A 23,771-nucleotide genomic window follows, 5' to 3' on the forward strand; every position below is an offset into this window, starting at 1 on the left:
GAGGATGTCCGTTTACCTGAAAAGAGCCTATGAGCCGCTCCAGGCGCAGGATGGCTATCGCGTGCTGGTCGATGGCCTGTGGCCGCGGGGCCTGTCCAAGGACGCACTGCAGGTACAAGAATGGTTGAAGGAGATCGCGCCCAGCCGTGAGCTGCGGCGGTGGTTCGGGCATGATCCGGACCGGTGGGAAGAATTCAGGCGCCGCTACTTCGAGGAACTGGAGGCGAAGGGGGAGGCGCTGACAGAACTGCAGGAGCGGGCCAGGCAGGGGACCCTGACTCTGGTCTACGCCGCCCGCGACGAGGAGCACAACAACGCCGTGGCGCTGCGGGACTACCTGCTCCGTCGGAAGTGAGGGGCAGGCCCGCCAACAGACGAGCCTGCCCTCAAGGGGGGTGGCCTAGTGCTGATGAGCGCTCGGCGCCGCGGGCTGGCCGTGATGGGGTGCCTCATGCACGGCTTTGGCGATGCCCTCGATATAATGTACGTAGGTAACATAGGCCTCGACGAACTCGCGTCCGGCCGCCACGCTACTGTCGGCCTGCTGCCGGGCCTCATGGGCAAGCTGGAAATAGTCACGCACACCTTCTTCCGCGTGGGCGGCAATGGCTTTGGCCAGGTCGTCGACGGAGCCCTGCTGCAGGGCCCGATCAGCGCGGGCTACAACCGGAGCGATGGCGCCGGCAGGCTTGAGGCCGGTGTAGGGTGCCCCTTCGCCGGCCCGGTGAATACGCACCAGGGTTTCAAAGAAGTAGTGATCGGCCAACTCTTGGGCGGCTGGGGAGAGCTGCCGCACGGCGACAGTCTGGGCGAAGGCGTCGCGTATGGCCTCTTCATCGGCGGCTCTTACCCACTTAAGAACGGGGGCCACGTCCTGCCTTTCCAGGGCAGCCCTGGCCTCGACCACCACCGGCCCGTCGAGGGCATCGCAGTGGGCGGCGGCCAGCCCCGGCAGCAGCAAGCCCACCACCAGCAGGAAAAAAGTTGCCCGTCTCAACAGCGCCTGTCGTCCCATTTCTTTCATCGCAAACTCCTTTCAATCTTGAATCCCGACAGCCTCATGCCGCCGGCAACAGTTTGGCCGCTTTGGGGAAGAGGATATTATTCTCCAGATGCACGTGCTTGTGGAGGTCATCCTCAAATTCCTTGAGCAGGCGATAGGTAACCGCGAAGGTGTTGCAGACATCGGCAGGGATTGTGTAGTCGCCAGCCAGACGACGGATTTCGTGGGTCGCCTCGCCAATGGCCTCATGGTCGCGATGGAGGGTTTCCAGAGTCCGTCGCAAGAGACTGGCATCTTCCATAGACGGTGCGGTGCCGGCCTGGTGGGCGGCTTCGATGCGCTTGATGGCGGGAAAGAAGACCTCTTCCTCTTCGCGCAGGTGCTCTACCATGTCGGCAGCGATGCCGTCGAAAAGGGTGGCGATGCGAATCACCTCGGGGTGGTGTTCGCCATGGACCTCGGCGATCTTGTGGGCGTAGGCGGCGATCTGACCCAGATGGTCGTTGAGCCAGGAATGGTGGGTATTGACGATATAATCGGCCAAAAAGGCCAGATCCCAGGCGGTGTAGTTTTCGTGCCCGCCAGTCGCCGTTTCTTTGGCTGCCTTGAGTTCACGAAGGAGGTCGTCGGGGTCAAGGCCCTTGTCGCGGGCGGCGTTGCCCAGGGTCACCTGACCGCCGCAGCAGAAGTCGATACCGTGTTTCTCAAAGATGGCCGCGTTTCGGTAATCCTCAGCGACCAGGTCGCCCACGGTCTGTTCCAAATGGTTTGGTTTCGGTGTTGTGGTCTTGGTTGTCATAGGTCACCTCTACTTTCTGAAAAAACGCCAGAGTGCGTGTTCGTGAAAAAAGGCGCTGTTGAGAAAAATTTAACACAAAGACCCGGGCCAAAAATTGACCCGGGTCAAAGAGGAGCAGGTTTCTTTATCGTTTTGCCAGGAAATGGGCTAGTCGTCGCCGTCCCGGGTCGGTGTTGGATTCTTGTCCAGGCCGCGACCGCGCCAGAGGAAGAAGATGACGGGGTAGACCAGCATCTCCAGAACCAGGGAGGTGACCGAGCCGCCGACCATGGGGGCGGCGATACGCTTCATGACGTCGGCGCCGGCGCCGGTGCTCCACATGATGGGGAAGAGGCCGGCGATGATGGTGACCACGGTCATCACCTTGGGGCGGATCCGTTTGACGGCGCCGTGGTGGATGGCCTGCTTGAGGTCGCCTACGGTGAGCATGCGGCCTTCCTCCGTCCATTTTTTGTGGGCGAGGTCGAGATAGAGGAGCATGACCACGCCCGTTTCGGCGTCGAGGCCGGCGAGGGCGATGAGGCCGACCCAGACGCCGATGGACATATTGTAGTCGAGCAGATAGAGCAGCCAGAAGGCGCCGACCAGCGAAAAGGGGACGGCCATGAAGACGATCGCCGTTTTAACGGCCGAATGGGTGCTCATGTAGATGATGACGAAGATGATCAGCAGGGTCAGCGGGATAATAACCAGCAGGCGGGCCCGGGTCGACTCGATGTACTCGTACTGACCGCTCCAGACGATGTTGTAGCCAGGGGGCAGACTGATGTTGTCAGCCACGGCCTTTTGGGCATTCTCCACGTAGGTGCCGAGATCGATACCCTTGATATCGACATAGACCCAGGCCGTGCGCCTGGAGTTCTCCGTTTTGATGCTGTCGGGGTCATTGCGCACGGTGATGGTCGCCAGTTGCTCCAGGGGGATGTGGGCCCCCGTCGGCGAAGGAACGAGGAGCTGCCTGAGGGCGGGAATATCGCTGCGGAAGTCCCGGTCGTACCGTAGGCTGATGGGGTAGCGCTCCAGCCCTTCGACGGTCTGGGTGATAGTCATGCCGCCCAGAGCCGACTGGATGACGGTCTGGATGTCCCCCACCTGGATACCGTAGCGGGCCGCGGCGAGGCGGTCGATGTCGAAATCGAGAAAGAAGCCGCCGACGGTGCGTTCGGAGATGGCCGAAAGGGTGCCCTTGAGGGGGCGCACCACCGCTTCGACTTCCTCGCCCAGACGATTCAACACTTCCAGGTCGGGCCCCATGATCTTGATGCCGACGGGAGTCTTGATGCCGGTGGAGAGCATGTCGATGCGGGTCTTGATGGGCATGGTCCAGGCGTTGGTCAGGCCGGGAAACTGTACGGCGTTGTTGAGCTGCTCCGTCAGCTCGGCCACGGAGATCTTGCGTTTTTCCGGCAGCAGCCAGCGCAGGGGAATCTTGAGGGGCTCGCTCCATTGCGGCCAATTGCTGTAAAAGCGGTGGTCAGGGACGTCGCGCCAGTCCGCTTCGTCCTTGAGCATGATGGTCGTCTCAATCATCATCATGGGCGCCGGATCGGTAGCGGTCTCCGCCCGGCCGATCTTGCCGAAGACCGTCTCTACTTCCGGGAACTGGCGGATGATGCGGTCGGTCTGCTGCAAGAGTTCCTTGGCCTTAGTCACCGACAAGCCCGGCAGGGTGGTGGGCATGTAGAGCAGGTCCCCCTCGTAAAGGGGAGGCATGAACTCCGTCCCCATCTTGGTCAGGGGGTAGCTGATGGAAACGACCAGCAGCAGGGCCACCAGCAGCGTCGTCTTGCGCCAGCGCAGCACCAGGTCGACCACGGGGTGGTAGAGGGCGATAAGCAGGCGGTTGATGGGGTTGCGCTCTTCCGAACGGATCTTGCCGCGGATGAGCCAGAGCATGAGGACGGGGACAATGGTGATGGAGAGGAGCGCCGCCGCCGCCATGGAGTAGGTCTTGGTAAAGGCCAGGGGCTTGAACATGCGGCCCGCCTGCTCTTGCAGGGTGAAGACCGGTGCGAAGGAGACGGTGATGACCAGCAGGGCGAAGAAGATGGTGGGGCCAACCTCCTTGGCTGCCTCGATGATCGCCTCCCGCCGCGACCGTCCCCCTTTCTCCAAATGCTTGTGGGCGTTCTCCACCATGATGATGGCCGAGTCGACCATGGTGCCGATGGCGATGGCGATCCCGCCCAGGCTCATGATGTTCACGTTGATCCCCTGGGCGTACATGATGATGAAAGCCATGAGAATGGCCACGGGCAGGGCCAGGATGACCACGATGGCGCTTGGCAGATGAAAGAGGAAGAGGATGATGACCAGGCCGACGACCAGGCTCTCCTCCAGCAGCTTCTCCTTGAGGTTGGAGGTCGCCCGCTGGATCAGCCCGGAACGGTCGTAAACGGGGATGACCTCCACCCCTTCGGGCAGGCCGGCCTTGAGCTCTTCCAACTTGCGTTTGACGTTGTCGATGGTCTTGAGGGCGTTCTCGCCGTAGCGCATGACGATAATGCCGCCGACGGTCTCCCCTTCGCCGTCGAGGTCGGCGACGCCTCGCCGCATCTCGGGGCCGAGACGCACGTCGGCGATATCTCGCAGCAGCACGGGCGTACCGCGCTCCGTCGTCATGATGACGACGTTCTGCAAGTCCTGCAGGTTCTGGATATAGCCGCGGCTGCGGATCATGAACTCCGTCTCGGCCATTTCGATAGCGCCGCCGCCGACATCGAGATTGCTGTTCTTGATGGCCATCTCGACCATGGGCAGCGTGATATCGAAGGCGCGCAGGCGATTGGGATCGACGGCCACCTGATACTGTTTGACGAAGCCGCCGAGGCTGGCAACCTCGGCCACGCCTTCCACCGAGGTCAGCTCATAGCGCAGGAACCAGTCCTGGATGGAGCGCAGCTCCTGCAGGTTGTGGCGATCGCTGACCAGGGCGTATTCGTAGACCCAGCCGACCCCGGTGGCATCGGGACCCAAAGTTGGTGTCACCCCCTCGGGGAGCCGTCCGGAGACGTAGTTGAGATATTCAAGGACGCGGGAACGAGCCCAATAGATGTCGGTGCCGTCCTCAAAGATGATGTAGACGAAGGAATAGCCGAAGAAGGAATAGCCGCGCACGACCTTGGCCCCGGGAACGGCCAGCATCTGGGTGGTCAACGGGTAGGTGACCTGGTCCTCCACCACCTGCGGGGCCTGGCCGGGATAGTCGGTAAAGATGATCACCTGCACATCCGAGAGGTCCGGAATGGCGTCGATGGGGATGTTGCGCAGGGAGTAAATCCCGCCGACGACAAGGAAGACGGTGGCCAGAACCACCACGAAGGTATTGCGTATCGACCATTCGATTATTTTTTCAAGCATCGCTCTATCCTGACAGCGTTGAAAGTGAGGGGTGAGGCCTGGGGGAATATGTACCCCAGGCCTGGCCGCACAGAGGTTGCTGGTTCGCTAGAACAGGTCCTCCAGGTCTTCCTCAGGGTGCTCGGTGGGCKGCGCCGCCGGGCTGGCGGGGGCCTTGGGGGCCATCATCTTCTGGATGGCCTCGCGCAGCTTGCTCTCCGAGTCGAGCATGAACTGGGCCGAGGTGACGACCTGCTCTCCCTGCTGGAGGCCGGTGAGAATCTGCACCTGGCCGTCTTCCCCCTGGATTCCCGTCTGCACCTCGCGCGGCTCGAAGCGGCCCTCGCCGAGGGCGACGAAGACATGCTGCCGGGTGCCGGAGGTGAGGATGGCATCGACGGGGATGAGGAGGACGTCCTTGGAGGCCTGGGTGTGCAGGCGCACGTTGACAAACATTTCCGGCTTCAGCTCCAGGCCGGGGTTGGGCAGCTCGATGCGTACCTGTACGGTGCGGCTCTTGGGATCGACGGTGGGGTAGATGTAGGCAATCTGGCCAGTCAGCGTGCGGTTACCGGCGTGAGGGACCTCCACCGTGACCGTCTGCCCCTCTTTCACCCAGGGGAGCTGGTACTCGTAGAGGTCGGCCAATACCCAGATGCGGCTCAAGTCGGTTAGCTGCATCAGCTCCATCCCCGGCTTCAGGCTCATCCCTTCGACGGCTTTCTTGTCGCTGACAATGCCGCTGACCGGCGCATACAGCGTCAGGGTCTTACGGATCTCGCCGCTCATTTCCAGCTGCTCGATCTGGCGGGCACTGATGTCCCAGTAGCTTAGCCGCTGACGGGCGGCGCGCAGCAGGCGGTCGCCGCCAGCGCCGAGGTCGGCGACAGGGCTTTTTGCCAGCTCGGCCTGGTGGCGTAGGGCCAGCAGGTACTCCTGCTGGGCGGCGACCAGCTCGGGGCTGTAAATCTCGAGGAGCGGCTGTCCCTTTTGTACCAGCTGTCCCGTCTGGTTGACGTACAGGCGTTCGATCCAGCCACCAATCTTGCTGTTGACGGCGTACTGGGACGATTCCTCATAGCTGATGCGGCCGACGGTGCGCACCTCGCGGTGCAGGTCGCCGCGGGTGACGGTGGCGGTGCGCACCCCCATGTTCTGGGTGGTGACGGGGTCGATGGAGATGGCGCTGCCGCCGGCGCCGTCCTCATAGACGGGAACGAGATCGTGCCCCATATAGTCTTGGCCGGGCTCGTCGCGGACATAGGTTGGATCCATGGGCGAGGCCCAGTGGATGATCTTGGCCGGGCCGCTCGCAGCTTGCGAGCCGCCGCCCGTGCCGGGCTTGAGGGGGGTCAGATCCATGGCGCAGATGGGGCAAATGCCCGGCTCATCCTGGATGATGAAGGGGTGCATGCCACAGGTGTACTGCACCTTTTCCCCGGCGGCCGTCTCCGTCGTCGTCTCGTGGTCATGGTCGTCGTGGCCGCCGGAGCGCCCCCAGAAATAGCCGCCGCCGAGAGCGACGATCAGCAGCAGGGCGATCAGGGGAGACTTCATATTTCTTTTGCTCATGTCAGAACCTCTTCTAAGGGCGCTTATTTTGTTAAATCCGTACCGACCAGGGCTTCGAGCTGGGCCAGGTTCAGGCGGTAGTCGGCCATGGTCTGATAAAGTTGACGTTCATCGTTGAACAGGGTGGTCAGGCTGTTGAGCATCCGGGAAAAATCGACCTGGTTGTTGCTGTAGGCGATCTGGGCTGATTCAAAGGCGTGGGTCGATTGGGGGAGAATGCCGCCACGGTAGAGGTCCAGCAGACGGCCGGCACGATCGAGCTTGGCGAGCAGGTCGGCAATGCCCCCGTCGATGGCGTTGCGCAAGTCATGCAGTTCGGCCTGAGCCGTGGCCTTCTGGGCCTGGGCCTCGGCTACCCGAGCCTGTCGGCGCTCGCGCCAGACGGGCAGATTGAAGGAGACGGCGGCGCTGTACATGTCGTCTCCCTCGCCGCCCATGGCGGGTTCGCGCTGCATGTATTCGAGGGAAAGGGTGAAGTCGGGGTAGAAAGCCTTTTGGGCCAGAGCCTCCTCCGCCTTGCCCTTGTCGATCTGCGCGGTCAGACCGGCGAGAAGAGGCCGCTTTTCCTCGGCCAATCGTCGGAGTTCGTCGGCTCCATAGGGCACGGGCGGGGTGTCGAGGTCGGCGATGGGTCCGATGGGGGTGTCGGCGGGGCGGGCGAGGAGGCGGTTGAGGTTCGCCTGCAGGCTGCGACGCTGCTGGTCGAGGCCAATCTGCGCTTCCAGCAGACGGGAGCGCTCCACCTGGGCCCGAAGCACATCCTGCTGGCGCCCTTCACCGACGCCGTAGCGGGTTTCGGCGGCCCGAATCACCGTCTCCATCACCTGGAGATTGCGGGTCAGGATATCCTGAGCCTTGTCGACCAGAAAGAGGCGGGCATAGACTTCTTTCACCAGAGCGGCCAGGGCCAGCTTGCGCTCCTCATGGCGAGCCTGGGCAGAGACTGCTTCCAGACTGGCGGCTTCCCGGGCCAGCGCGCGTTTGCCAAAGAAGGGGAGTTTTTGGCTGAGGCCGATCACCTTGGAGGTCATGCCATCCTGATCAAAGGCGAAGGGATCGTTCACCAGGCCGTTGTTGATCCCCAGCATCAGCATGGGGTCATCAAAGCTGCCGGCCTGCTGGGCTTTTGCTAAAAAGGTCTGCCACTGGGCCTCGGAGGCTTCGATGGAAGGGTTGCGGCTGACCGCCTCCTGCACCAGGGCAGGCAGATCAGGCGCCGGTGGGTCGGTGCCCCAGGCCCTTGTCCCCAACAGGAGCAAAAAGAGAACCATTCCGGTCAAAAGCTGTCGATTCACCCATGTCGCCATCGCTGTTCCTCAATTTCGTAACGGGAACCCTCTGTCGGTTCCGAAAAAGTTCACTGGTTCACCTTCCTCCTCCCAAGGAGCAAGCACTATGCCCAGCCGCTCCTCCCCGACGAACAGGGCATTCGCACTGCCTTTTATAAATCGAATTGTTTTTATATTAGGCGAGGTTGGCCGAATGTCCATGCCCCTTAGGGCGGAGCGAACGTTGGGAAGAGCGGATATGGGAGGGAAAAGATCCTTCGACGGCAGCAGGCAAGAGGGCGATTTTGTAGAATAATTCACGTGGCCCGTAGAATATTCTACAGCTGTCGACCGGGGCAGAGAGGCTGGTTGGTGCTTAATCGGTAGGGGGTGTCGCCGGCGAATTGAACTCGCGTACGAAGATTTCCCAGAAGGCCACGAACAGGGCGGCAATCAGCGGGCCGACGACGAAGCCGTTCATACCGAAGACCGCAAAGCCGCCCAGGGTCGACAACAGGACGATATAGTCGGGCAGTTTGGTGTCACGCCCCACCAGAATCGGGCGCAGGATGTTGTCCACCAGACCGATAACCCCTACGCCGAAAGCGGTGAGAATGAGGCCCTGCACCCAATCGCCGATGGCGAAGAGGTAAATGGCGACCGGAGCCCAGATGAGGCCAGCGCCCACTACGGGGATGAGAGAGAGGAGGGTCATCACCACGCCCCAGAGCAGGGCGCCGGGAATGCCGAGAATGGCGAAGATAATACCCCCCAGACTACCCTGTACCACGGCGACAACGAGGTTGCCTTTGACGGTGGCCCGGGCCACTTCGGCAAATTTTGCGAAAAGAAGACGCTCCCGTTCATCCCCCAGAGGAAGGGCGCGCACCAGCATTTCGACCAACTGCTGCCCATCCCGCAGCAGGAAAAAAGCGACATAGAGCATGAGGCCGAGGCTGACGAAAAACTGCAGGGTATCCTGGCCAAACTGTACGGCGTTCTGGGCGAGAAAGCGACTGGCCGCCAGCGCTGCCCCCGACAACTGTTCCTGCAGGGGGTTCAGGTCGAGATTCAGGCGTTCGAGAAAATTCTGAATAACGGGAAAGGCCTCCCGAATACGTTGAATATATTGGGCGAAATCCAGGTCGCCGTTCTGCAGGCGCTGGTACAGACTGGCGCCCTCCTGCAGAAATGAGCCAAAGACGAAGAGGGTCGGGACAATGCCGATGAGGACTCCGGCAGTCAAAGTCGCCAGCGCGGCCAGATTGCTTCGCTCTCCCCAGGCGGCCAGCAGGCGCCGGTAGAGGGGATAGAAAATCAGGCCGATGATACAAGCCCAGAAGATCGCCCCGAAAAAAGGCTTGAGCAGCACGAGAAACAGAATCGTCACCAGCCCCAGCATCAAAAGAAAGGTCAACTTTTCGAGCCAGGGCAACTCCTTGGGCTGATTGTCTTTTTGGTCAGGCATCTGGCGCATCTCTTTCGTTGCGTGGAATAAGGGCAAGGAACGGCTGAAAGTTTATCATAGTTTCTTGCTGGACGTTAAAGCTCTTTCGTTTCACATCCCCTCCCGCCGGGTAGCCACTCCTGTCTTCGGGAAGATTGCTAAAAGGTAATCTTCCGGTCATGTTTCGACAACTATTCTGTTTTACATTCACCCTGTTTGAAAAGGACGAAACCTCAGGGCCTCGCGCGTTAAGCAACTGGCTTTCAAGGGAAAGGTTGCGGGTACCCCGTGAAACTTCTATTCAGCAATCCAAGGTCAGCCCCAGCGGTGGAAAAGCTGCTGCCAGACCTGACCAAATACCTTTTGGTCAGTGTTTTTGGCACGTTGGTGCATTACGGTCTCATGGTGACCCTGATCCGGCAATTTTCTGCAGGCGTGTTGCCCGCTTCCACCGCAGGGGCGATGACAGGTGCCCTGATCATTTATCTGCTGAATTATTTCTGCACCTTCCACAGCCGGAAAAGACACCTGGAGTCCGTGTCCAGGTTTTTCCTGGTCGCTGCCCTGGGGCTGGTCATCAACGGACTCGTCTTAAAAGCGATGCTTGGCTGTCTGGGTGGACACTATCTTATCGCCCAGTGTCTTGCCACCGGCGCTGTTTTCGGATTCAGCTTCACCTTAAACCGGACCTGGACATTTTAAAGGAGCCAGAATATGAGAAAACCCTCCCTCAACAAGGCGGCAAAAACAGTTCAGAAAGAGACCCTGCTGACGGTTGTGGTGCCGGCCTACAACGAACAGGAAGTTATTCTTGAATTCCACCGCAGACTCTGCTCGGCCCTGGAAGGGGCCGACATAGACCGCGCAGAAATCCTCTATGTCAATGACGGGAGCAGCGACAATACCCTGCCCCTGTTGTTGGAGCTGATGCGAGAGGACCGGCGCGTCGAGGTCCTTGACCTGAGTCGCAACTTCGGCAAGGAAGCGGCGATGACAGCCGGGTTGGATTATGCACACGGCGATGCGGTGGTGGTGATCGACGCCGATCTGCAGGACCCACCGGAACAGATTCCCGACATGGTCAAGGAATGGCGTCAGGGCTTCGATGTGGTTTACATGCGGCGCCTCAGCCGGGAAGGGGAAACCTGGGTGAAAAAGACGACCGCCCGCGCTTTTTATGCGCTCATGGCCCGCGTTGGACGCGTCAAGGTGCCCGAGAATGTAGGTGATTTCCGTTTGCTGAGCCGGCGGGCAGTCGATGCCTTGAAGCAGCTGCCCGAACGGACCCGGTTCATGAAGGGGCTTTTTGCCTGGATCGGTTTCCCGGCGAAAGAGCTTCCCTACCACCGTGATCCCCGCTATGCAGGCGTCACCAAGTGGAACTACTGGGGGCTGTGGAATCTGGCGATCGAAGGGATAACCTCATTTACCGTGGCGCCCCTGAAAATTGCCAGCTATATCGGATTTCTGACCTCGGCGGCGGCGCTGCTTTACGGTCTGTTTGTCCTGGCCAAAGCGCTGTTTTTCGGCGATCCGGTGCCAGGCTACCCAAGCCTGATGGTCGTGATCTTGTTTCTGGGCGGTCTTCAGTTGTTGGCCATCGGCGTGGTCGGCGAGTACCTGGGGCGGATGTTTGTCGAAACCAAGCAGCGGCCCATTTACCTGGTGAACAGTCACCACCGTGCGGCCATCGGGCGGGTGGTCCTGAAACCTTTCGATTTGGCCCGCAGAAACCAAGAGGCGTTATCATGGCATTCCAATTGACATCAATTCAACGCAAGGTGCTCCGGGGGATACTCGCTGTGGCAGCGATGGTCCGCCTGCTGTCGCTGGGAAGCTATCCGTTGGCCGATACCACCGAGGCGCGCTATGGCGAAATCGCCCGGCTCATGGCACAGACGGGCGATTGGATCACCCCGCAGATTCATCAGGGTGTTCCTTTCTGGGGAAAGCCTCCCCTGTCGACCTGGCTTTCGGCCCTTTCCATCCGCGTACTGGGAGTGAACGAGTTCGCCATTCGTTTGCCGTCGTTTCTGTTGGCTCTTCTTGTTCTCGCCCTGGTTTATTTTGTCGCCGTCCGGCAGCGTGGGCGGGATTTTGCCCTGGTGGCGACTGTGGTACTGGCCCTCTCCGTTCTGTTCTTCGTCAGCAGCGGAGCGGTCATGACCGATCCCGCCCTGCTTTTAGGCACGACGCTTTCGATGATCGCTTTTTGGCGGGCCATGACAGCAAAGAAAAGCCGTGCCCTGGTCTGGGGATATCTCTTCTTTGTCGGTCTGTCCATTGGTCTCCTGGCCAAGGGCCCAGTGGCTCTGATTCTTGTCGGGCTGCCCGTCGGGGGCTGGGTTCTCTGGCAAAGACAGTGGGGCCATGTCTGGCGCCGCCTTCCCTGGTTTTCGGGTCTGGCGCTTTGTCTTGCCCTGAGCGCACCCTGGTATTATCTGGCGGAGCTAAAGACCCCGGGGTTTCTCGATTATTTTTTGATCGGCGAACACTGGAAGCGTTTTATGGTTTCAGGCTGGCAGGGTGATCTTTACGGCAATGCTCACTCCCGGCCCCTGGGGACCATCTGGCTGTACTGGCTGGTGACAGCGCTGCCGTGGTCCTTGGTTTTGCTCGCCTCCCTCTTCAGGAAAGAGTTCCGACAAAAAGCGGGCCTCATGCTCAGACGCCCCGACGGCTGGGGGGTGTATCTGATGCTGTGGTCTGTCGCCCCCATGGTTTTTTTCACCCTGGCTGGCAACATTCTGTGGACTTACGTCCTTCCAGGGCTCCCGGCCTTTGCCTTGCTTGTCGCTGAACTGATGTTGCCGGACCAGGCCGAGAACTTGGCAAGAACGATATCGCCTGAGCCTGGACTCGGAAAAATGATGGGGGTAGCGGTCACCACCACGCTGCTGTTTGTCTCGGCGTGGCTGTTGATAGCGGGCCAAATTGTGCCGGCCAAAAAATGCCAAAAGGAACTGGTGGCGGCTTACCAGGCAGTCCGGGTCGAGGAAGCGGGAGACCTGATCTATCTGTTCAAACGGCCGCACTCGGCTGAGTTTTACTCGCGGGGACAGGCGCTTTTGGCCGAACAGCCCGCAGAGGTGAATCGGTATTTCCAAAACAGCAGCAATGATTACTTCGCGATCAAAGAAGGGGACTTGAGGCGACTGCCCACCGAAGTTCGCCAGCGTGTAGCAAAGCTCGGCGAGTTCAACGGCTACTATCTTTTGAAGGAAAAATCACGTTATGATAGTGAAAAATATTCCCGGCAATACCCCGAAAGCCCTGGGGGCTTCCCGGGAGAAGCTGGAAGTTAGCATCCTGGAGAGGGAGTATGAGAGTTCTGCTCATTGAGGATGACGATCGGACCGCCGACTTTGTCGCCAAGGGGTATCAACAAGCCGGGTACGCCGTGGATCGCGCCGCTAACGGGGTAGATGGCCTGTTTATGGCCTCTCATACCCCTTACGACATCGCGGTGATCGATATTATGCTGCCCCGCTTGGACGGGTTGACGGTCATCGAAAAGCTCCGTGAACAAAAGCTTCGACTCCCCATTATCGTCGTGAGTGCGAAAAAGTCCGTCGACGACAGAATTCTGGGGCTTCAATCCGGCAGCGACGACTATCTGGTCAAACCCTTTGCCTTTTCTGAGCTGCTGGCTCGTACTCAGGCCTTGCTGCGTCGGGTCAACCAGATCGCTGAACCCATGACTCTCCAGGTCGACGACCTGTCGATGGACGTGGCCCGACGCAAGGTTTTTCGCGCCGGCCGCGAAATCGACCTGCAGCATCGGGAGTTTGCCCTGCTCGAATATCTGATGCGCAACGCAGGCCGGGTCGTTTCCAAGGCCATGATCATGGAGCACGTCTGGGATTATAATTTCGATCCCGAGACCAACGTGGTTGAGTCCCGCATCTGCCGCCTGCGCGATAAAATAGATCGTCCTTTTTCGCGACAGCTCATCCATACGGTGCGTGGCGTCGGCTACCTTCTCGAGGCCAGGGGGTAGCATGATACGCAGCCTGAGCGTCCAGCTGACCCTCCGTTTTCTGGTGCTTTTTACCTTCCTGTTTTTAACGGCCTTCTCCTTTGTCTATGTGCACCTGAGGTCAACCCTGCACGACAAGATCGATGAAAAACTTACCAGGGATGCTTTTGAAGTCGCTGAAACACTTCGGACGGAAGGTCTGGAAGAAGCGATCAAGGAAGTCCATCTTGAAGCGGAGGCCGAAGGGGTCGGCCGCGTCTTTATCCGTTTTTTTACGCCGGACCTGGCATTGATCGCGACTTCCGATTTGAAGGCATGGCCGGAGCTGAGCATCAAGCCCAGGAAACCGGTCGCGGAAACCGGGCAGCTGTTCGGTACGCTCACCCTGCCCGGCAGACATCATCAGGTCCGTATTCTGCATCAGGGTCTCGAGGGAGGCTACCTCCTTCAGATGGGTTTTCTGCTGAAGGAGGATGATCGGCTGCTCGAAGACTTCCGCAGCATTTTTGCTACCGCATTTGCCATCATGCTCCTCGGAGGTGCTCTGTCCGGGTATCTAATCTCCAAGCGGGCCATGAAGGGAGTCGAACGGATCAGGCAGACCGCCGACCGGATCGGCCAGGGAGACTTCTCTCATCGGGTGGAGCTGGGCAAGGACGGCGAAGAGATCGAGAACCTGGGGAGGGCCTTCAACCAGATGCAGGATCGAATCGAGGTTCTCATCGGCGAATTGAAGGATGTCACCAACAATATCGCCCACGATCTGCGCAGTCCGCTGACGAGGATCCGCGGTCTGGCCGAGACGACACTGACCGGGAGACAAGAGCTGGCCGAGTACCGGAATATGGCCGGGACCATCATCGAAGAGAGCGACAGGATGGTTGGCATGGTCAACACCATGCTCGAAATCGCCGAAACCGATGCCGGGCTTCGCGAGATCCCCAAAATATCCGTGAACCTAGGGGATATTGTCAGCGATGTCGGGGAGTTGTTTTCTACCGTGGCTGAGGATAAGGGCGTCGAGCTCCAGGTTGTGGTCGCATCCGCGTCTTTATGTGTTCAGGGGTATCGACCGAGGCTGCAAAGGGCCGTCGCCAATCTCCTTGACAACGCAATTAAATATACCCCGGTGGGGGGAAAGGTGACTATCCAGGCCGCGGCGGAAGGGGAGCAGATTCTCATTGCCATCGCCGATACCGGCATCGGCATTCCGGCCGAAGAGCAAAAGTCGATCTTTAACCGGTTTTACCGGCTGGACCAGAGTCGCTCCACGCCTGGGGCCGGATTGGGGCTCAGTCTGGTACAGGCGGTGGTCAGGGCACACGGCGGAATGGTACAGGTTGAAAGCGAGGTTGGACGGGGTAGCGTCTTTACCATTAGACTGCCCAGGAAGCGGATGTAAATCAGGCTTGCGTAAAGGGCAAAACGCTTGTTTTCAGAAATAGGGGACACCGCCTAAGAGGTGTACCCCCGAACGACTATGATTTCTCCGATAGCGCACTAAAACAAAGGTGATGCCCTGGTGGTGATTTGAGCCGGCGAGACTATACTGCTTGTAGATGGACTGTCTGGGTGACGCAGACCCGGGAGACCTCACCGCAATCCTCAACCAGAAAGGAGATAGATTTAATGAGTTACTATTTTAACAAAACAGTAGACACTTCTTTCGACCAAGCGATAGCCCGTGTTACTGAAGAACTGGCAAAAGAAGGATTTGGTATCCTGACCGAAATCAATGTCCAGGGAACACTGAAGAAGAAGCTTGATGTCGATTTCAGAAAATACCACATTCTCGGGGCTTGCAATCCGTCCTTCGCCTATCGGGCCCTGCAAACTGAAGCCCATATTGGCACCATGCTCCCCTGCAACGTGATCGTCCAGGAATATGAGGACGGCCGGGTCGAAGTTGCCGCGGTCGATCCTCTCGCGTCGATGCAGGCGATCGACAATACCGAACTGGTCGAGATCGCTACCAAGATTAGAAACAAGCTCCAACAGGTGATTGACAGGTTGTGAAAATACAGGAAGACGCGTAAAAGGGGCCAACCATCGGGATTAGCAGATGGCTGGGCCCCTTTTTTTTGTTTCAGCGTGGGGGGAAATAGACACCCGGGTCATTCCATCTTAATCTTCCTTAAATTTTCCAGGTTGAATCATAGGCCATCAGACCATGGGTCCAGATTTGGAATGACTCAGGTCTTCACACTCCCGATAGTCCCAACAACGCCGATGGTTGTCGGCAGTCTGTACGATCAGGTGCCCCTTTTCAACATTGCACTCCACGACTCTTCCTTCTTCTTTGCTGGGAGGATGGGTAACGAAGGTATCCCTTCCGGCTTCGGCTTCCAGGCAGTGATGTAAAAATTCCTCTTTTTTCATAACGGACTCCTTTCAGCTTATTTTGTCTTTTCATTCTACCACATGGGTATTCCTGGCGCATGATTTAGGCAAGGTTTCTTCCCGATGTCGATCCGGAAGCCATAGACCGTGCAAATCACGCTACTCCGTCTATACTTGAGAATCTCACCCTGAATGCATCAGACGTCGTGGAAGGCGAGAAAGGAGAAGCTGCCGTGCAACCGCAAATGAGGTTCAAAAACGAAATCAGCATTGTTCTTGTCGGCGAGGCTGGTCAGGGGATTCAGACCATTGAAACGGTATTGACCCGGACCCTGAAAGCTGCCGGTCTGCATGTTTTTGCCACTAAAGAATTTATGTCGCGGATCCGGGGCGGCAGCAATTCGACGACCATTCGGGCGGCGTCGAGTCCGGTACGGGCCTATGCCGAAGAGATTGACTTGTGCGTGCTGCTCGACGGCGACGCGTACTCGTGGATTCAAGAGAGGATTACGCCGGACACGCTGGTTATCGGTGACCCGGCAGTTTACGATCACCTCGACGAACTGATACCTCTGCCTCTGGCCGATCTGGCTAAACAGGTGGGTGAAAAGATCTATGCCAATGCGGTTGCCTGTGGTTTTGTCATCGGGCTGCTTGGACTAAAATCAGCGTTGCTTGAAAAGACCCTGGAAGAGCTGTTTGGCGGTAACCAGGAGGTTCTGGACAAGAATCTGCGGGCATCCAGGCTGGGCCTGGAGCAGGGAGAGGCCACCGCCAAAGAGAAAGAATGGTTTTGCGACCTCCAGACGAACCCTCAAATCGCCGGCCAGCTTTTCCTGAATGGTTCCGAAGCGGTAGGGCTCGGAGCCCTCACCGGCGGCTGCAATTTCATCGCCTCCTATCCCATGTCCCCTTCCACCGGGGTGCTGCAATTTCTGGCCAAATATGCCGAGCGGTTCGGCCTTGTGGTGGAGCAGGCCGAGGACGAGATCAGCGCCATCAATATGGGGCTCGGCAGCTGGTACGCCGGTGGCCGGGCCATGGTGAGCACCTCTGGCGGCGGTTTCGCTCTGATGGGAGAAGGGCTTAGCCTGGCCGGTGGCATCGAATCGCCCATGGTGATTCACCTGGCCCAGCGCCCCGGTCCGGCTACCGGACTGCCTACTCGTACCGAACAGGGCGATCTCGACCTGGCCCTGTATGCCGGCCACGGTGAATTCCCCAGGATGATCCTGGCACCGGGGACCCTTGAAGAAGCCTTCGAATGTGCCCGCCTGGCTTTTGATCTCGCCGACGCCAGCCAGTCGCCCGTTTTCATCCTCACTGACCAGTACCTGCTCGACAGTTCCTACAACGTTCCGGAACTGCCCCTTCCTGCCGAACCGGATGAACACCACATTGTCGAAACGTCCGCCGACTACCGCCGCTACGCCCTGACCGAAAGCGGCCTCTCTCCACGAGGCATTCCCGGGTACGGGCAGGGGCTGGTCTGTGTCGACAGCGACGAGCACGACGAGGCCGGCTTTATTACGGAAGACGCTGAGGTGCGGACCGCCATGGTCGACAAGCGGCTGCGAAAGTTCAAGGGGCTGCGGTCCGAACAAACGGTAAAGCACCACTTATTCGGACCGACAGATTATAGGCGCCTGCTGGTCGGTTGGGGCTCGACCCGGCTGGCCATCGAGGAGGCCCTGGCCCGGGTCGGCGACCCGGAGACGGCCTTTTTATACTCCCCCCAAGTCTACCCGCTCTCTGAGCAGGTCCAGGAGCACCTGCAAGGGGCACAGAGGCTGATCGTCATCGAAAGCAACGCCACGGGGCAATTCGCCCGGCTCATCCAGCGGGAAACGGGGCGCCAGGCCGATGCCTGTTGGCTGCAGTACAATGGACGACCTTTCAGCGTCGAAGCCCTGGAACACCGACTGCGTCAGGAGGTGACCTCATGACCACCAATATGTTTGTCCGAGAGGGATGCGACATCGCCTGGTGCCCCGGCTGCGGCAATTTCGGCATTCTCAAGCTGTTGACCGCTGCGATGGCGGCCCTGGAGCTGGATCAGCAGCAGACGGTGCTGGTCTCGGGAATTGGCCAGGCCGCCAAAATTCCTCAGTATATGCAGGTCCATTTTTTCAACGGTCTGCACGGACGCGCCTTGCCGGTGGCGACAGGCATCAAGGCGAGCAATCCCAACCTGACGGTGATTGCCGAAAGCGGTGACGGCGATATGTATGGCGAGGGCGGCAACCATTTTATCCACTGTATCCGTCGCAATCCCGACCTGACCAACATCGTCCACAACAATATGGTTTACGGATTGACCAAAGGACAAGCCTCCCCCACCAGCCAGCGCGGCTTTGAAACGCCGCTGCAACCGGCCGGCGTCATCCTGGAGCCGTTCAACCCGCTGGCCGTGGCCATCGCCCTCGAGGCCTCTTTTGTCGCCCGCGCCTTCGTTGGCCACAAGGAACAAACCCTCGATATTCTGCAGCAGGCCATCCGGCACCGGGGCTATGCCCTGGTCGATCTGCTGCAGCCCTGTGTATCTTTTAACAAACTCAACACCTACCAATGGTTCGACGAAAACACCGCCTATCTGGACGAAAACCATGACCCGCATGACCGCATCCAGGCCTTTGCCAGTGCTCTTGAAGAAGATCCTCTGCGGCTCGGCGTGTTCTACCGCAAGGAAAAACCCCTCTTCGAGGATCAGCTATTGGGTCACAAAAAGGAGAAAAAGCCGCTCTTCCAGCGACAGGTGAACCTGGAGGAAATCAGGAGACTGGTTCAGGAATTTAATGGATGACGGCGCCAAGAGCTGTTCCACTCCAAACGGGAGCAGCAATGAAGTCAACCTGCCGCCTACGCTGGGGAGATAAGCCATGACGGACCTTTCTTTTCAGGACAGAGCCAAGGGCGCCCTTCTGGGCGCCCTCATCGGCGACGCGATGGGGCTGGGGCCCCACTGGTACTACGATCTTGAAGCGTTGAGGCGCGATTTCGGTGAGTGGATATCGGATTACACGACGCCGAAAGCGGGCCGCTACCACGAAGGACTCAAAGCGGGGGATCTATCTCAGGCAGGGATTATCCTTACCCTGATGATGGAATCCCTGGCCGACTGCGGCACTTACGAGGAGGAGGATTTCTGCCGCCGGCTCGATGAAGAGCTTTTTCCTCTGCTCGACGGCACTCCGGCCCATGGACCGGGGGGATACACCAGCCAGTCGATCCGTGAAGCCTGGAGGAGGCGGGTGCAGCAGCTCCCTTGGGGGCAGACGGGTGGACACGCCGACACGACGGAGGCGATCGAACGAACCCTCGCCCTCGCCGTTTTCTATGCCGGCAATCCGGCGCAGCTCGCCCGGTCGGTGGCTTCCAATACTGTGTTGACGCAAACGGACGAAACCGTGGTGTCGATGACCGTGGCCTACGGGGCGGTGCTGGGTATGCTCGTACAGGGACACCGCCTCGACGCTGCCCTCTCCGAAAAACTGATGGACCTTGTCAAGGAGGGGGAGCTGCCCTTTCACGCCGTCACCAACGACAACCTGCAGCCGCCCCGGCCGGGTGACCCCGATCCGCCCCGGGCCGGGCGTTTCGCCTCCCCCGATGCGCTGCTCTCCCCCTCGTACATGGCCCGGGCCGCCGTCGATCCCGACATCCGCATCGAACCCGCCTGGAAGGTCTCCCTCGTCTATGGGATGCCCTGTGCTATCTACCACCAGCTGCCGGCAGCCTACTACCTGGCGGCACGCTTCTCCGGCGATTTCGAGTCCGCCATCCTGCATGCCGTCAACGGCGGCGGCCAAAACCAGGCCCGGGCCATGCTTACCGGGGCCTTGGTCGGTGCCCAGACCGGCTATGCCGGTATCCCCAGTCGCTTCATCGACGGGCTGACGGAGGCTGACAGGCTCTGTCGCCTGGTGCAGAGGGTAGCACACCGGGCTGAAGGCCAGGCCGGGCGGTTGTGATGTGTGAGGATGGATGAGCAGGTCAACAGGCAGAAAGGAGAAACAACCATGAAACAGTCATTTCAACGGTTTATCTTTCAGGTTTCCGTCATCGCCATCACCCTGGCGATGATCCAACTCGCCGCTGTTCCGGCCTCAGCCGGTGAATATGCCGCCCTCAAGGATGTCCGGGGCCTTAACTCTGTCTTCGACTACAGTCTGGGCTCGGCCGAGGCGGCCACCACCATCTTCCCGGCAATCAAGGGTGTTTATGAAGATAAGAATGTGCTCGCCCTGCCTGCGCGCCCTAAAACTGTCATTGTCTTTCACGGCAACGCGGTGAAGCTCATTTCCACGGCCCTCAAGGATCTTGATGAGGCCAGCCGCAAGGCCTTCGACAAAGTGGCCGAACAGATCCGCCAATTCAAAAAAGATGGTGTTACCTTGGAGGTCTGTATGTACGCCGTCAATGCCCTTGGGGTTGACCCAGACACTCTCATGCCTGAAATAGACCGGGTGGGAAACGGTTTTATCTCCGTCTTGGGGTATCAGGCCCAAGGGTACTCGGTGGTGACTATCCAGTAAACCCTCCAGTCAGAAGCTTTTTCCAGGGACCCGGGCAGCATTCCGGGCCTCTGGAAAAAGAAGCCCTTTCTTTTTAACCCCTCCGCGATTCCACCAAAATTTACATCGCCTATTGGCGAGACTGTGTCAAGTCCGCACACCCCTGTGTTCGCAACTCAACAATATTTATCCAGTCCTGGCCGCATTTCCAATCACTAAGATATGATTAGTAAAAATTAAAAACACAGAACCAGGTAAAGAATTCAGCCAGTTGTCAAATCTTGAGATATGACTAATTGAATTTGGCCACAATTTTGCTCTAAATAACGCCCAACACACCAACCGCTTACGAATGCGCAGGGTGCGCTTTCAAGGAGTCGCAGAAAGTACAGTCCCCTACAACCAACGATCCTCCGGTCCAGCAACACAACCCGTAAGGCTCCAGTCACCGGGATGTGTGGACCAACTCCGTGACGACACTACAGACGCTTGGCAAGCCGGCTTGCGACCCGGTTGTAGCACAATTGCGTCCAACAGGAGACCCCAAATGAAGAATGTGAAGCACGTCCTCTGGCTCCCTGTCCTTTTGTTGACAGGCATGCTCACCGCCTGCGGCAGCAGCGGTGGTTCCTCTGACACTGTCGGAAGCGGCCTTGCCACAGCCGTTACCACCGGAGTCGCCGTCGACCCCTATATTGTGGGCGCGCGATTCGAAGAAGTCTCATCCGATGGAACCCGTATCATCCAAAACAGCTCCACCGCCAGCGACAGCCAGGGCCGCTTCTCCTTCGCCCAGCCGATCCAGGAAGGCTCCATTATCCGTCTCAAGGCGTCGAGTCGCGGTATGCATGGCAACATCCCTTACGAGGGCATGTTGAGGCGTCGGGTTCAAAGTGGAGATACGCAGAACGCCGTCGTCTCGCCTGTTACCACTGTTCTTGCCAACGGCATGAGCGAGGATGAGCTGTTGGCTCTGCTTAACGCCAAGGGGATCAGCGGCCTCACCCCAGCCGATCTCCTGGTTGATCCGATGGCAGGACTCACAGGCGCCACGGGAGGGCTGAGCGATGCCCAGCTTGCGCCGCTTCGCGCCAATATGGCCCTTAACACCCTGATGCTCGCTCTGAATAACTTCAGCTATACCGGTGAATCGCAGAGCACCGTGGATCTGGCGGACTGTGTCGCTCTGGCCAACGAGACCCTGAGCACAGCCGCTTTTCAATCTCTGGCCAGCACCATCTCCAGCCAGGTTGGCGGCACCTTTACGTTTGACGATCTGGCGGCAGCGGCTGTTCAGGTTCAACGTACGGTCGCCACCCAGATACGTCAGGATCTCGCCGCAGGCAGTGGCTCGATTTCTGACGCACGTTTCACTCAGCTGCGCAACGGCGCGGTTACCGCTCTGCCCAATATCGCCAAAGAAATCTGCTCCACGCGGCTTGCGGACACCACGCCTCCAGCCACGGCAACCGGTGAAAGTATCTTCACCGCCCAGTGTGCCGATTGTCACTCGGTTGGCACCAGCAGCAGCACCATGAATCTGCAGGGTGACGGTTCCTTGCTGCAGGGAGAGTTTGGGAACGGTGCTTCGCACAACGGACAGACTCTGGCCGCTGATGAAATTCTCGCTCTCGCCAATTATCTGAACGGCTCCACGCCGACGGAACCGCCGCCCGCCCCGGTCACCGGGAGTGAACTTTACACCTCTGAGTGCCAGGGTTGTCATGGCAGCCTGGCGACGAGCGACATCAGTGCCCGCACGGCGAGCGGCATCTCCGCCGCAATCGCAGGCAACGCTGGTGGTATGGGTACTATTGCCCTGAGTACCGAGCAGATTGCCCTGATTGCCGACGCCCTTCAGACGGTGACCACCCCGACCAATCCCCCCACCGCGCGAACCGGCGTACAGGTCTATGACCAGGAATGCGCCGGCTGCCATAGGCTTGGCAGCTACGACGCCGCCGGCAGTATCGATCTGGCCGCAAAGGGAAGCACCATTATCACCTTGATTGAAGGTGGTCACATGGGCAAATCCCTGACTGGAGCCGAGCTTACCGCTTTGGCTGACTACGCCGACACGTTTGGCACGGCACCGCCACCGGTGGTCCCGCGCAGCGCTGAGACGATCTACAATGATTCCTGCACCGCCTGCCATATGCTGACCGGTTACGACGCCACCGGCTCCATCGACCTGGCCGGCAAGGGTGGCACGACCGTTACCAAGGTGGCCGCTGGCCACGGCGGCGCCGTCTCAACAGAAGAACTGACCGGCCTGGCGGCCTGGTTCGATACCTTCAGCCCCGCGCCGCCTCCGGCAGTAGCCCGCGACGGACAGGTGGTCTACGATCAGACCTGTGCCGCCTGCCATAAACTCTACGGTTATGACGCCGTCGGCAACATCGACCTGGCGGGCACGGGTAGCTCCACTTTGACCAAGCTGGCCAACGGCCATGGTGGCACTGTTTCCTCCGAGGAACAGCAGAATGTCGCCAATTGGCTCGACACCTGGAGCCCGGCTCCTCCTCCGGTCGTTGATCGCAACGGGCAAACCGTGTACAGCGAAAACTGCTCAGGGTGTCATAAAGTCTATGGTTTCGACAGCGCCGGCAACGTCGATCTGGCCAGCCAGGGCAGCCTTACCGTTACCAAGGTGCTGAGTGGTCACGGCGGCACTGTCACCTCTGGCGAACTGACCAATCTGGCCGACTGGCTTGACACCTTCAGCCCCGCCCCACCCCCCGTGGTGGCTCGTGGCGGCCAGGAAATCTATGACACCGATTGCGCCGCCTGCCATAAGGTCAACGGGTACGACGCTTCCGGCACGGCCACGGATATCGCCGGCAACGGCAGCGGAGCTGTGACCAAGATCAACAGCGGCCATAACGCCATCAATCTGGGCGCGGAAGAACTGAACAACCTTTCCGCCTGGCTCGACACCTTCCAGGCCGGCGACCCCTATGCGGGTTCTTGTAACGCCTGCCATGGCCAGCCCCCGACCCTTGGCGCCCATGAGGTCCATACGGCCCTGGCCAAAGTTGGTACCGACTGCGCTACGTGCCATGATGGCGCCTCGCACAATGGTGTGATCGATCAGGCCTTCCCGTCTACCTGGGCCGCCAAAACCGGCAGCGCCAGCAGCAACGGCAGTACCTGCTCCAACGTCCGCTGCCACGGAGGACAGACCACGCCTGACTGGACCACCGGCACGCTCAACAGCAGCACGCAGTGCAAGAGCTGCCACACCTACGGGACGAGCCAGTACAACGGCTACTATTCCGGTAAGCACAAAAAGCATGCCGTTGACAAGCGCTACGACTGCCTTGTCTGCCACGACGCCAGCAAACTGGCCAGCGGCGGTCACTTCAGTGATCTGAGCACTCTGTCCTTCGAGCAGAATCCGGCAACCACCATCAAGAGTTCCATGAGCTACACAAACGGAACCTGCCGCACCGCCGGTTGTCATGGTAGCGAAGACTGGTAAGACCCCCTTTCGGGTATAACCAAAAAAGG

At 59.3% G+C, this 23,771-nt stretch carries 19 protein-coding genes; 12 read left to right on the forward strand and 7 right to left on the reverse strand.

Annotation, left to right across the window (positions count from 1 at the left end; translation table 11 throughout):
* Window positions 1-4 precede the first annotated feature (4 nt).
* Complete coding sequence (locus tag MJO47_RS03765; RefSeq protein ID WP_253959783.1) at window positions 5-355, forward strand: DUF488 domain-containing protein; 351 nt, start codon at window positions 5-7, stop codon at window positions 353-355.
* Between the two features lie 45 nt (window positions 356-400).
* On the opposite strand, the gene MJO47_RS03770 is transcribed toward MJO47_RS03765, so the two are convergent.
* The 6 genes from MJO47_RS03770 to MJO47_RS03795 form a co-directional block, all read right to left on the reverse strand.
* Complete coding sequence (locus MJO47_RS03770) at window positions 401-1,024, reverse strand: DUF6448 family protein (protein ID WP_253959784.1); 624 nt, start codon at window positions 1,022-1,024, stop codon at window positions 401-403.
* 34 nt (window positions 1,025-1,058) lie between these two features.
* A complete protein-coding gene (gene ric, locus MJO47_RS03775) occupies window positions 1,059-1,802 on the reverse strand; it encodes an iron-sulfur cluster repair di-iron protein (RefSeq protein ID WP_253959785.1) in 744 nt (247 codons plus the stop codon).
* A gap of 147 nt (window positions 1,803-1,949) precedes the next feature.
* A complete protein-coding gene (locus tag MJO47_RS03780; protein ID WP_253959786.1) occupies window positions 1,950-5,162 on the reverse strand; it encodes an efflux RND transporter permease subunit in 3,213 nt (1,070 codons plus the stop codon).
* A gap of 87 nt (window positions 5,163-5,249) precedes the next feature.
* Complete coding sequence (locus MJO47_RS03785) at window positions 5,250-6,713, reverse strand: efflux RND transporter periplasmic adaptor subunit (protein WP_253959787.1); 1,464 nt, start codon at window positions 6,711-6,713, stop codon at window positions 5,250-5,252.
* Between the two features lie 23 nt (window positions 6,714-6,736).
* Window positions 6,737-8,020 carry a TolC family protein gene (locus MJO47_RS03790; protein ID WP_253959788.1) on the reverse strand — a complete coding sequence of 428 codons (1,284 nt, stop codon included), beginning with the start codon at window positions 8,018-8,020 and terminating at the stop codon, window positions 6,737-6,739.
* Window positions 8,021-8,357: 337 nt separating this feature from the next.
* Window positions 8,358-9,449, reverse strand: coding sequence for an AI-2E family transporter (locus MJO47_RS03795; protein WP_253959789.1), 1,092 nt, complete (start codon window positions 9,447-9,449; stop codon window positions 8,358-8,360).
* Between the two features lie 267 nt (window positions 9,450-9,716).
* Between MJO47_RS03795 and MJO47_RS03800 the strand changes: the two genes are divergently transcribed.
* The 6 genes from MJO47_RS03800 (at window position 9,717) to MJO47_RS03825 (ending at window position 15,423) form a co-directional block, all read left to right on the forward strand.
* Entirely contained in the window at window positions 9,717-10,130 is a 414-nt protein-coding gene (locus tag MJO47_RS03800) for a GtrA family protein (protein WP_253959790.1), read from the forward strand.
* A gap of 12 nt (window positions 10,131-10,142) precedes the next feature.
* Window positions 10,143-11,192 carry a glycosyltransferase family 2 protein gene (locus MJO47_RS03805; RefSeq protein WP_253959791.1) on the forward strand — a complete coding sequence of 350 codons (1,050 nt, stop codon included), beginning with the start codon at window positions 10,143-10,145 and terminating at the stop codon, window positions 11,190-11,192.
* Window positions 11,177-12,733 (forward strand): glycosyltransferase family 39 protein, encoded by a 1,557-nt coding sequence (locus MJO47_RS03810; protein ID WP_253959792.1) that lies wholly within the window; start codon window positions 11,177-11,179, stop codon window positions 12,731-12,733. Before MJO47_RS03805 ends, MJO47_RS03810 begins: the two co-directional genes overlap by 16 nt.
* A gap of 17 nt (window positions 12,734-12,750) precedes the next feature.
* Entirely contained in the window at window positions 12,751-13,428 is a 678-nt protein-coding gene (locus MJO47_RS03815) for a response regulator transcription factor (RefSeq protein WP_155874638.1), read from the forward strand.
* 1 nt (window position 13,429) lies between these two features.
* Window positions 13,430-14,809, forward strand: a complete 1,380-nt coding sequence (locus tag MJO47_RS03820; RefSeq protein ID WP_253959793.1) for a cell wall metabolism sensor histidine kinase WalK — start codon at window positions 13,430-13,432, stop codon at window positions 14,807-14,809.
* A gap of 227 nt (window positions 14,810-15,036) precedes the next feature.
* The gene (locus MJO47_RS03825) at window positions 15,037-15,423 is read left to right on the forward strand and encodes a DUF302 domain-containing protein (protein ID WP_253959794.1); all 387 of its coding nucleotides are present in this window, start codon (window positions 15,037-15,039) and stop codon (window positions 15,421-15,423) included.
* Window positions 15,424-15,570: 147 nt separating this feature from the next.
* On the opposite strand, the gene MJO47_RS03830 is transcribed toward MJO47_RS03825, so the two are convergent.
* Window positions 15,571-15,786: a hypothetical protein gene (locus tag MJO47_RS03830; protein WP_253959795.1), complete on the reverse strand. Its 216-nt coding sequence runs from the start codon at window positions 15,784-15,786 to the stop codon at window positions 15,571-15,573.
* Between the two features lie 206 nt (window positions 15,787-15,992).
* On the opposite strand from MJO47_RS03830, the gene MJO47_RS03835 reads away from it, so the two are divergent.
* The 5 genes from MJO47_RS03835 to MJO47_RS03855 all read left to right on the forward strand — a co-directional run bounded on the left by MJO47_RS03835 (window position 15,993) and on the right by MJO47_RS03855 (window position 23,742).
* Entirely contained in the window at window positions 15,993-17,693 is a 1,701-nt protein-coding gene (locus tag MJO47_RS03835; RefSeq protein WP_256502379.1) for a 2-oxoacid:acceptor oxidoreductase subunit alpha, read from the forward strand.
* Entirely contained in the window at window positions 17,690-18,550 is an 861-nt protein-coding gene (locus tag MJO47_RS03840; protein ID WP_253959797.1) for a thiamine pyrophosphate-dependent enzyme, read from the forward strand. Before MJO47_RS03835 ends, MJO47_RS03840 begins: the two co-directional genes overlap by 4 nt.
* 76 nt (window positions 18,551-18,626) lie before the next feature.
* Window positions 18,627-19,718 carry an ADP-ribosylglycohydrolase family protein gene (locus tag MJO47_RS03845; RefSeq protein WP_253959798.1) on the forward strand — a complete coding sequence of 364 codons (1,092 nt, stop codon included), beginning with the start codon at window positions 18,627-18,629 and terminating at the stop codon, window positions 19,716-19,718.
* Between the two features lie 48 nt (window positions 19,719-19,766).
* On the forward strand, window positions 19,767-20,282 hold the full coding sequence (locus MJO47_RS03850; protein WP_253959799.1) for a DsrE family protein: 516 nt from the start codon (window positions 19,767-19,769) through the stop codon (window positions 20,280-20,282).
* A 526-nt stretch (window positions 20,283-20,808) separates the two neighbouring features.
* Window positions 20,809-23,742 carry a CxxxxCH/CxxCH domain-containing protein gene (locus tag MJO47_RS03855; protein ID WP_253959800.1) on the forward strand — a complete coding sequence of 978 codons (2,934 nt, stop codon included), beginning with the start codon at window positions 20,809-20,811 and terminating at the stop codon, window positions 23,740-23,742.
* The last annotated feature ends 29 nt before the right edge of the window (window positions 23,743-23,771 follow it).

The organism is Desulfuromonas sp. KJ2020 (genome assembly GCF_024197615.1).
Lineage (GTDB): Bacteria > Desulfobacterota > Desulfuromonadia > Desulfuromonadales > SZUA-540 > SZUA-540.

Bases quoted from the DNA above. Each gene is read 5' to 3' on its own strand.
- MJO47_RS03765 (WP_253959783.1), top strand. From the start codon at position 5: ATGTCCGTTTACCTGAAAAGAGCCTATGAGCCGCTCCAGGCGCAGGAT.
- MJO47_RS03840 (WP_253959797.1), top strand. From the start codon at position 17,690: ATGACCACCAATATGTTTGTCCGAGAGGGATGCGACATCGCCTGGTGC.
- MJO47_RS03790 (WP_253959788.1), bottom strand. From the start codon at position 8,020: ATGGCGACATGGGTGAATCGACAGCTTTTGACCGGAATGGTTCTCTTT.
- MJO47_RS03780 (WP_253959786.1), bottom strand. From the start codon at position 5,162: ATGCTTGAAAAAATAATCGAATGGTCGATACGCAATACCTTCGTGGTG.
- MJO47_RS03815 (WP_155874638.1), top strand. From the start codon at position 12,751: ATGAGAGTTCTGCTCATTGAGGATGACGATCGGACCGCCGACTTTGTC.
- MJO47_RS03830 (WP_253959795.1), bottom strand. From the start codon at position 15,786: ATGAAAAAAGAGGAATTTTTACATCACTGCCTGGAAGCCGAAGCCGGA.
- MJO47_RS03855 (WP_253959800.1), top strand. From the start codon at position 20,809: ATGAAGAATGTGAAGCACGTCCTCTGGCTCCCTGTCCTTTTGTTGACA.
- MJO47_RS03825 (WP_253959794.1), top strand. From the start codon at position 15,037: ATGAGTTACTATTTTAACAAAACAGTAGACACTTCTTTCGACCAAGCG.
- MJO47_RS03805 (WP_253959791.1), top strand. From the start codon at position 10,143: ATGAGAAAACCCTCCCTCAACAAGGCGGCAAAAACAGTTCAGAAAGAG.
- MJO47_RS03770 (WP_253959784.1), bottom strand. From the start codon at position 1,024: ATGAAAGAAATGGGACGACAGGCGCTGTTGAGACGGGCAACTTTTTTC.
- MJO47_RS03850 (WP_253959799.1), top strand. From the start codon at position 19,767: ATGAAACAGTCATTTCAACGGTTTATCTTTCAGGTTTCCGTCATCGCC.
- MJO47_RS03820 (WP_253959793.1), top strand. From the start codon at position 13,430: ATGATACGCAGCCTGAGCGTCCAGCTGACCCTCCGTTTTCTGGTGCTT.
- ric (WP_253959785.1), bottom strand. From the start codon at position 1,802: ATGACAACCAAGACCACAACACCGAAACCAAACCATTTGGAACAGACC.
- MJO47_RS03835 (WP_256502379.1), top strand. From the start codon at position 15,993: ATGAGGTTCAAAAACGAAATCAGCATTGTTCTTGTCGGCGAGGCTGGT.
- MJO47_RS03810 (WP_253959792.1), top strand. From the start codon at position 11,177: ATGGCATTCCAATTGACATCAATTCAACGCAAGGTGCTCCGGGGGATA.
- MJO47_RS03795 (WP_253959789.1), bottom strand. From the start codon at position 9,449: ATGCCTGACCAAAAAGACAATCAGCCCAAGGAGTTGCCCTGGCTCGAA.
- MJO47_RS03845 (WP_253959798.1), top strand. From the start codon at position 18,627: ATGACGGACCTTTCTTTTCAGGACAGAGCCAAGGGCGCCCTTCTGGGC.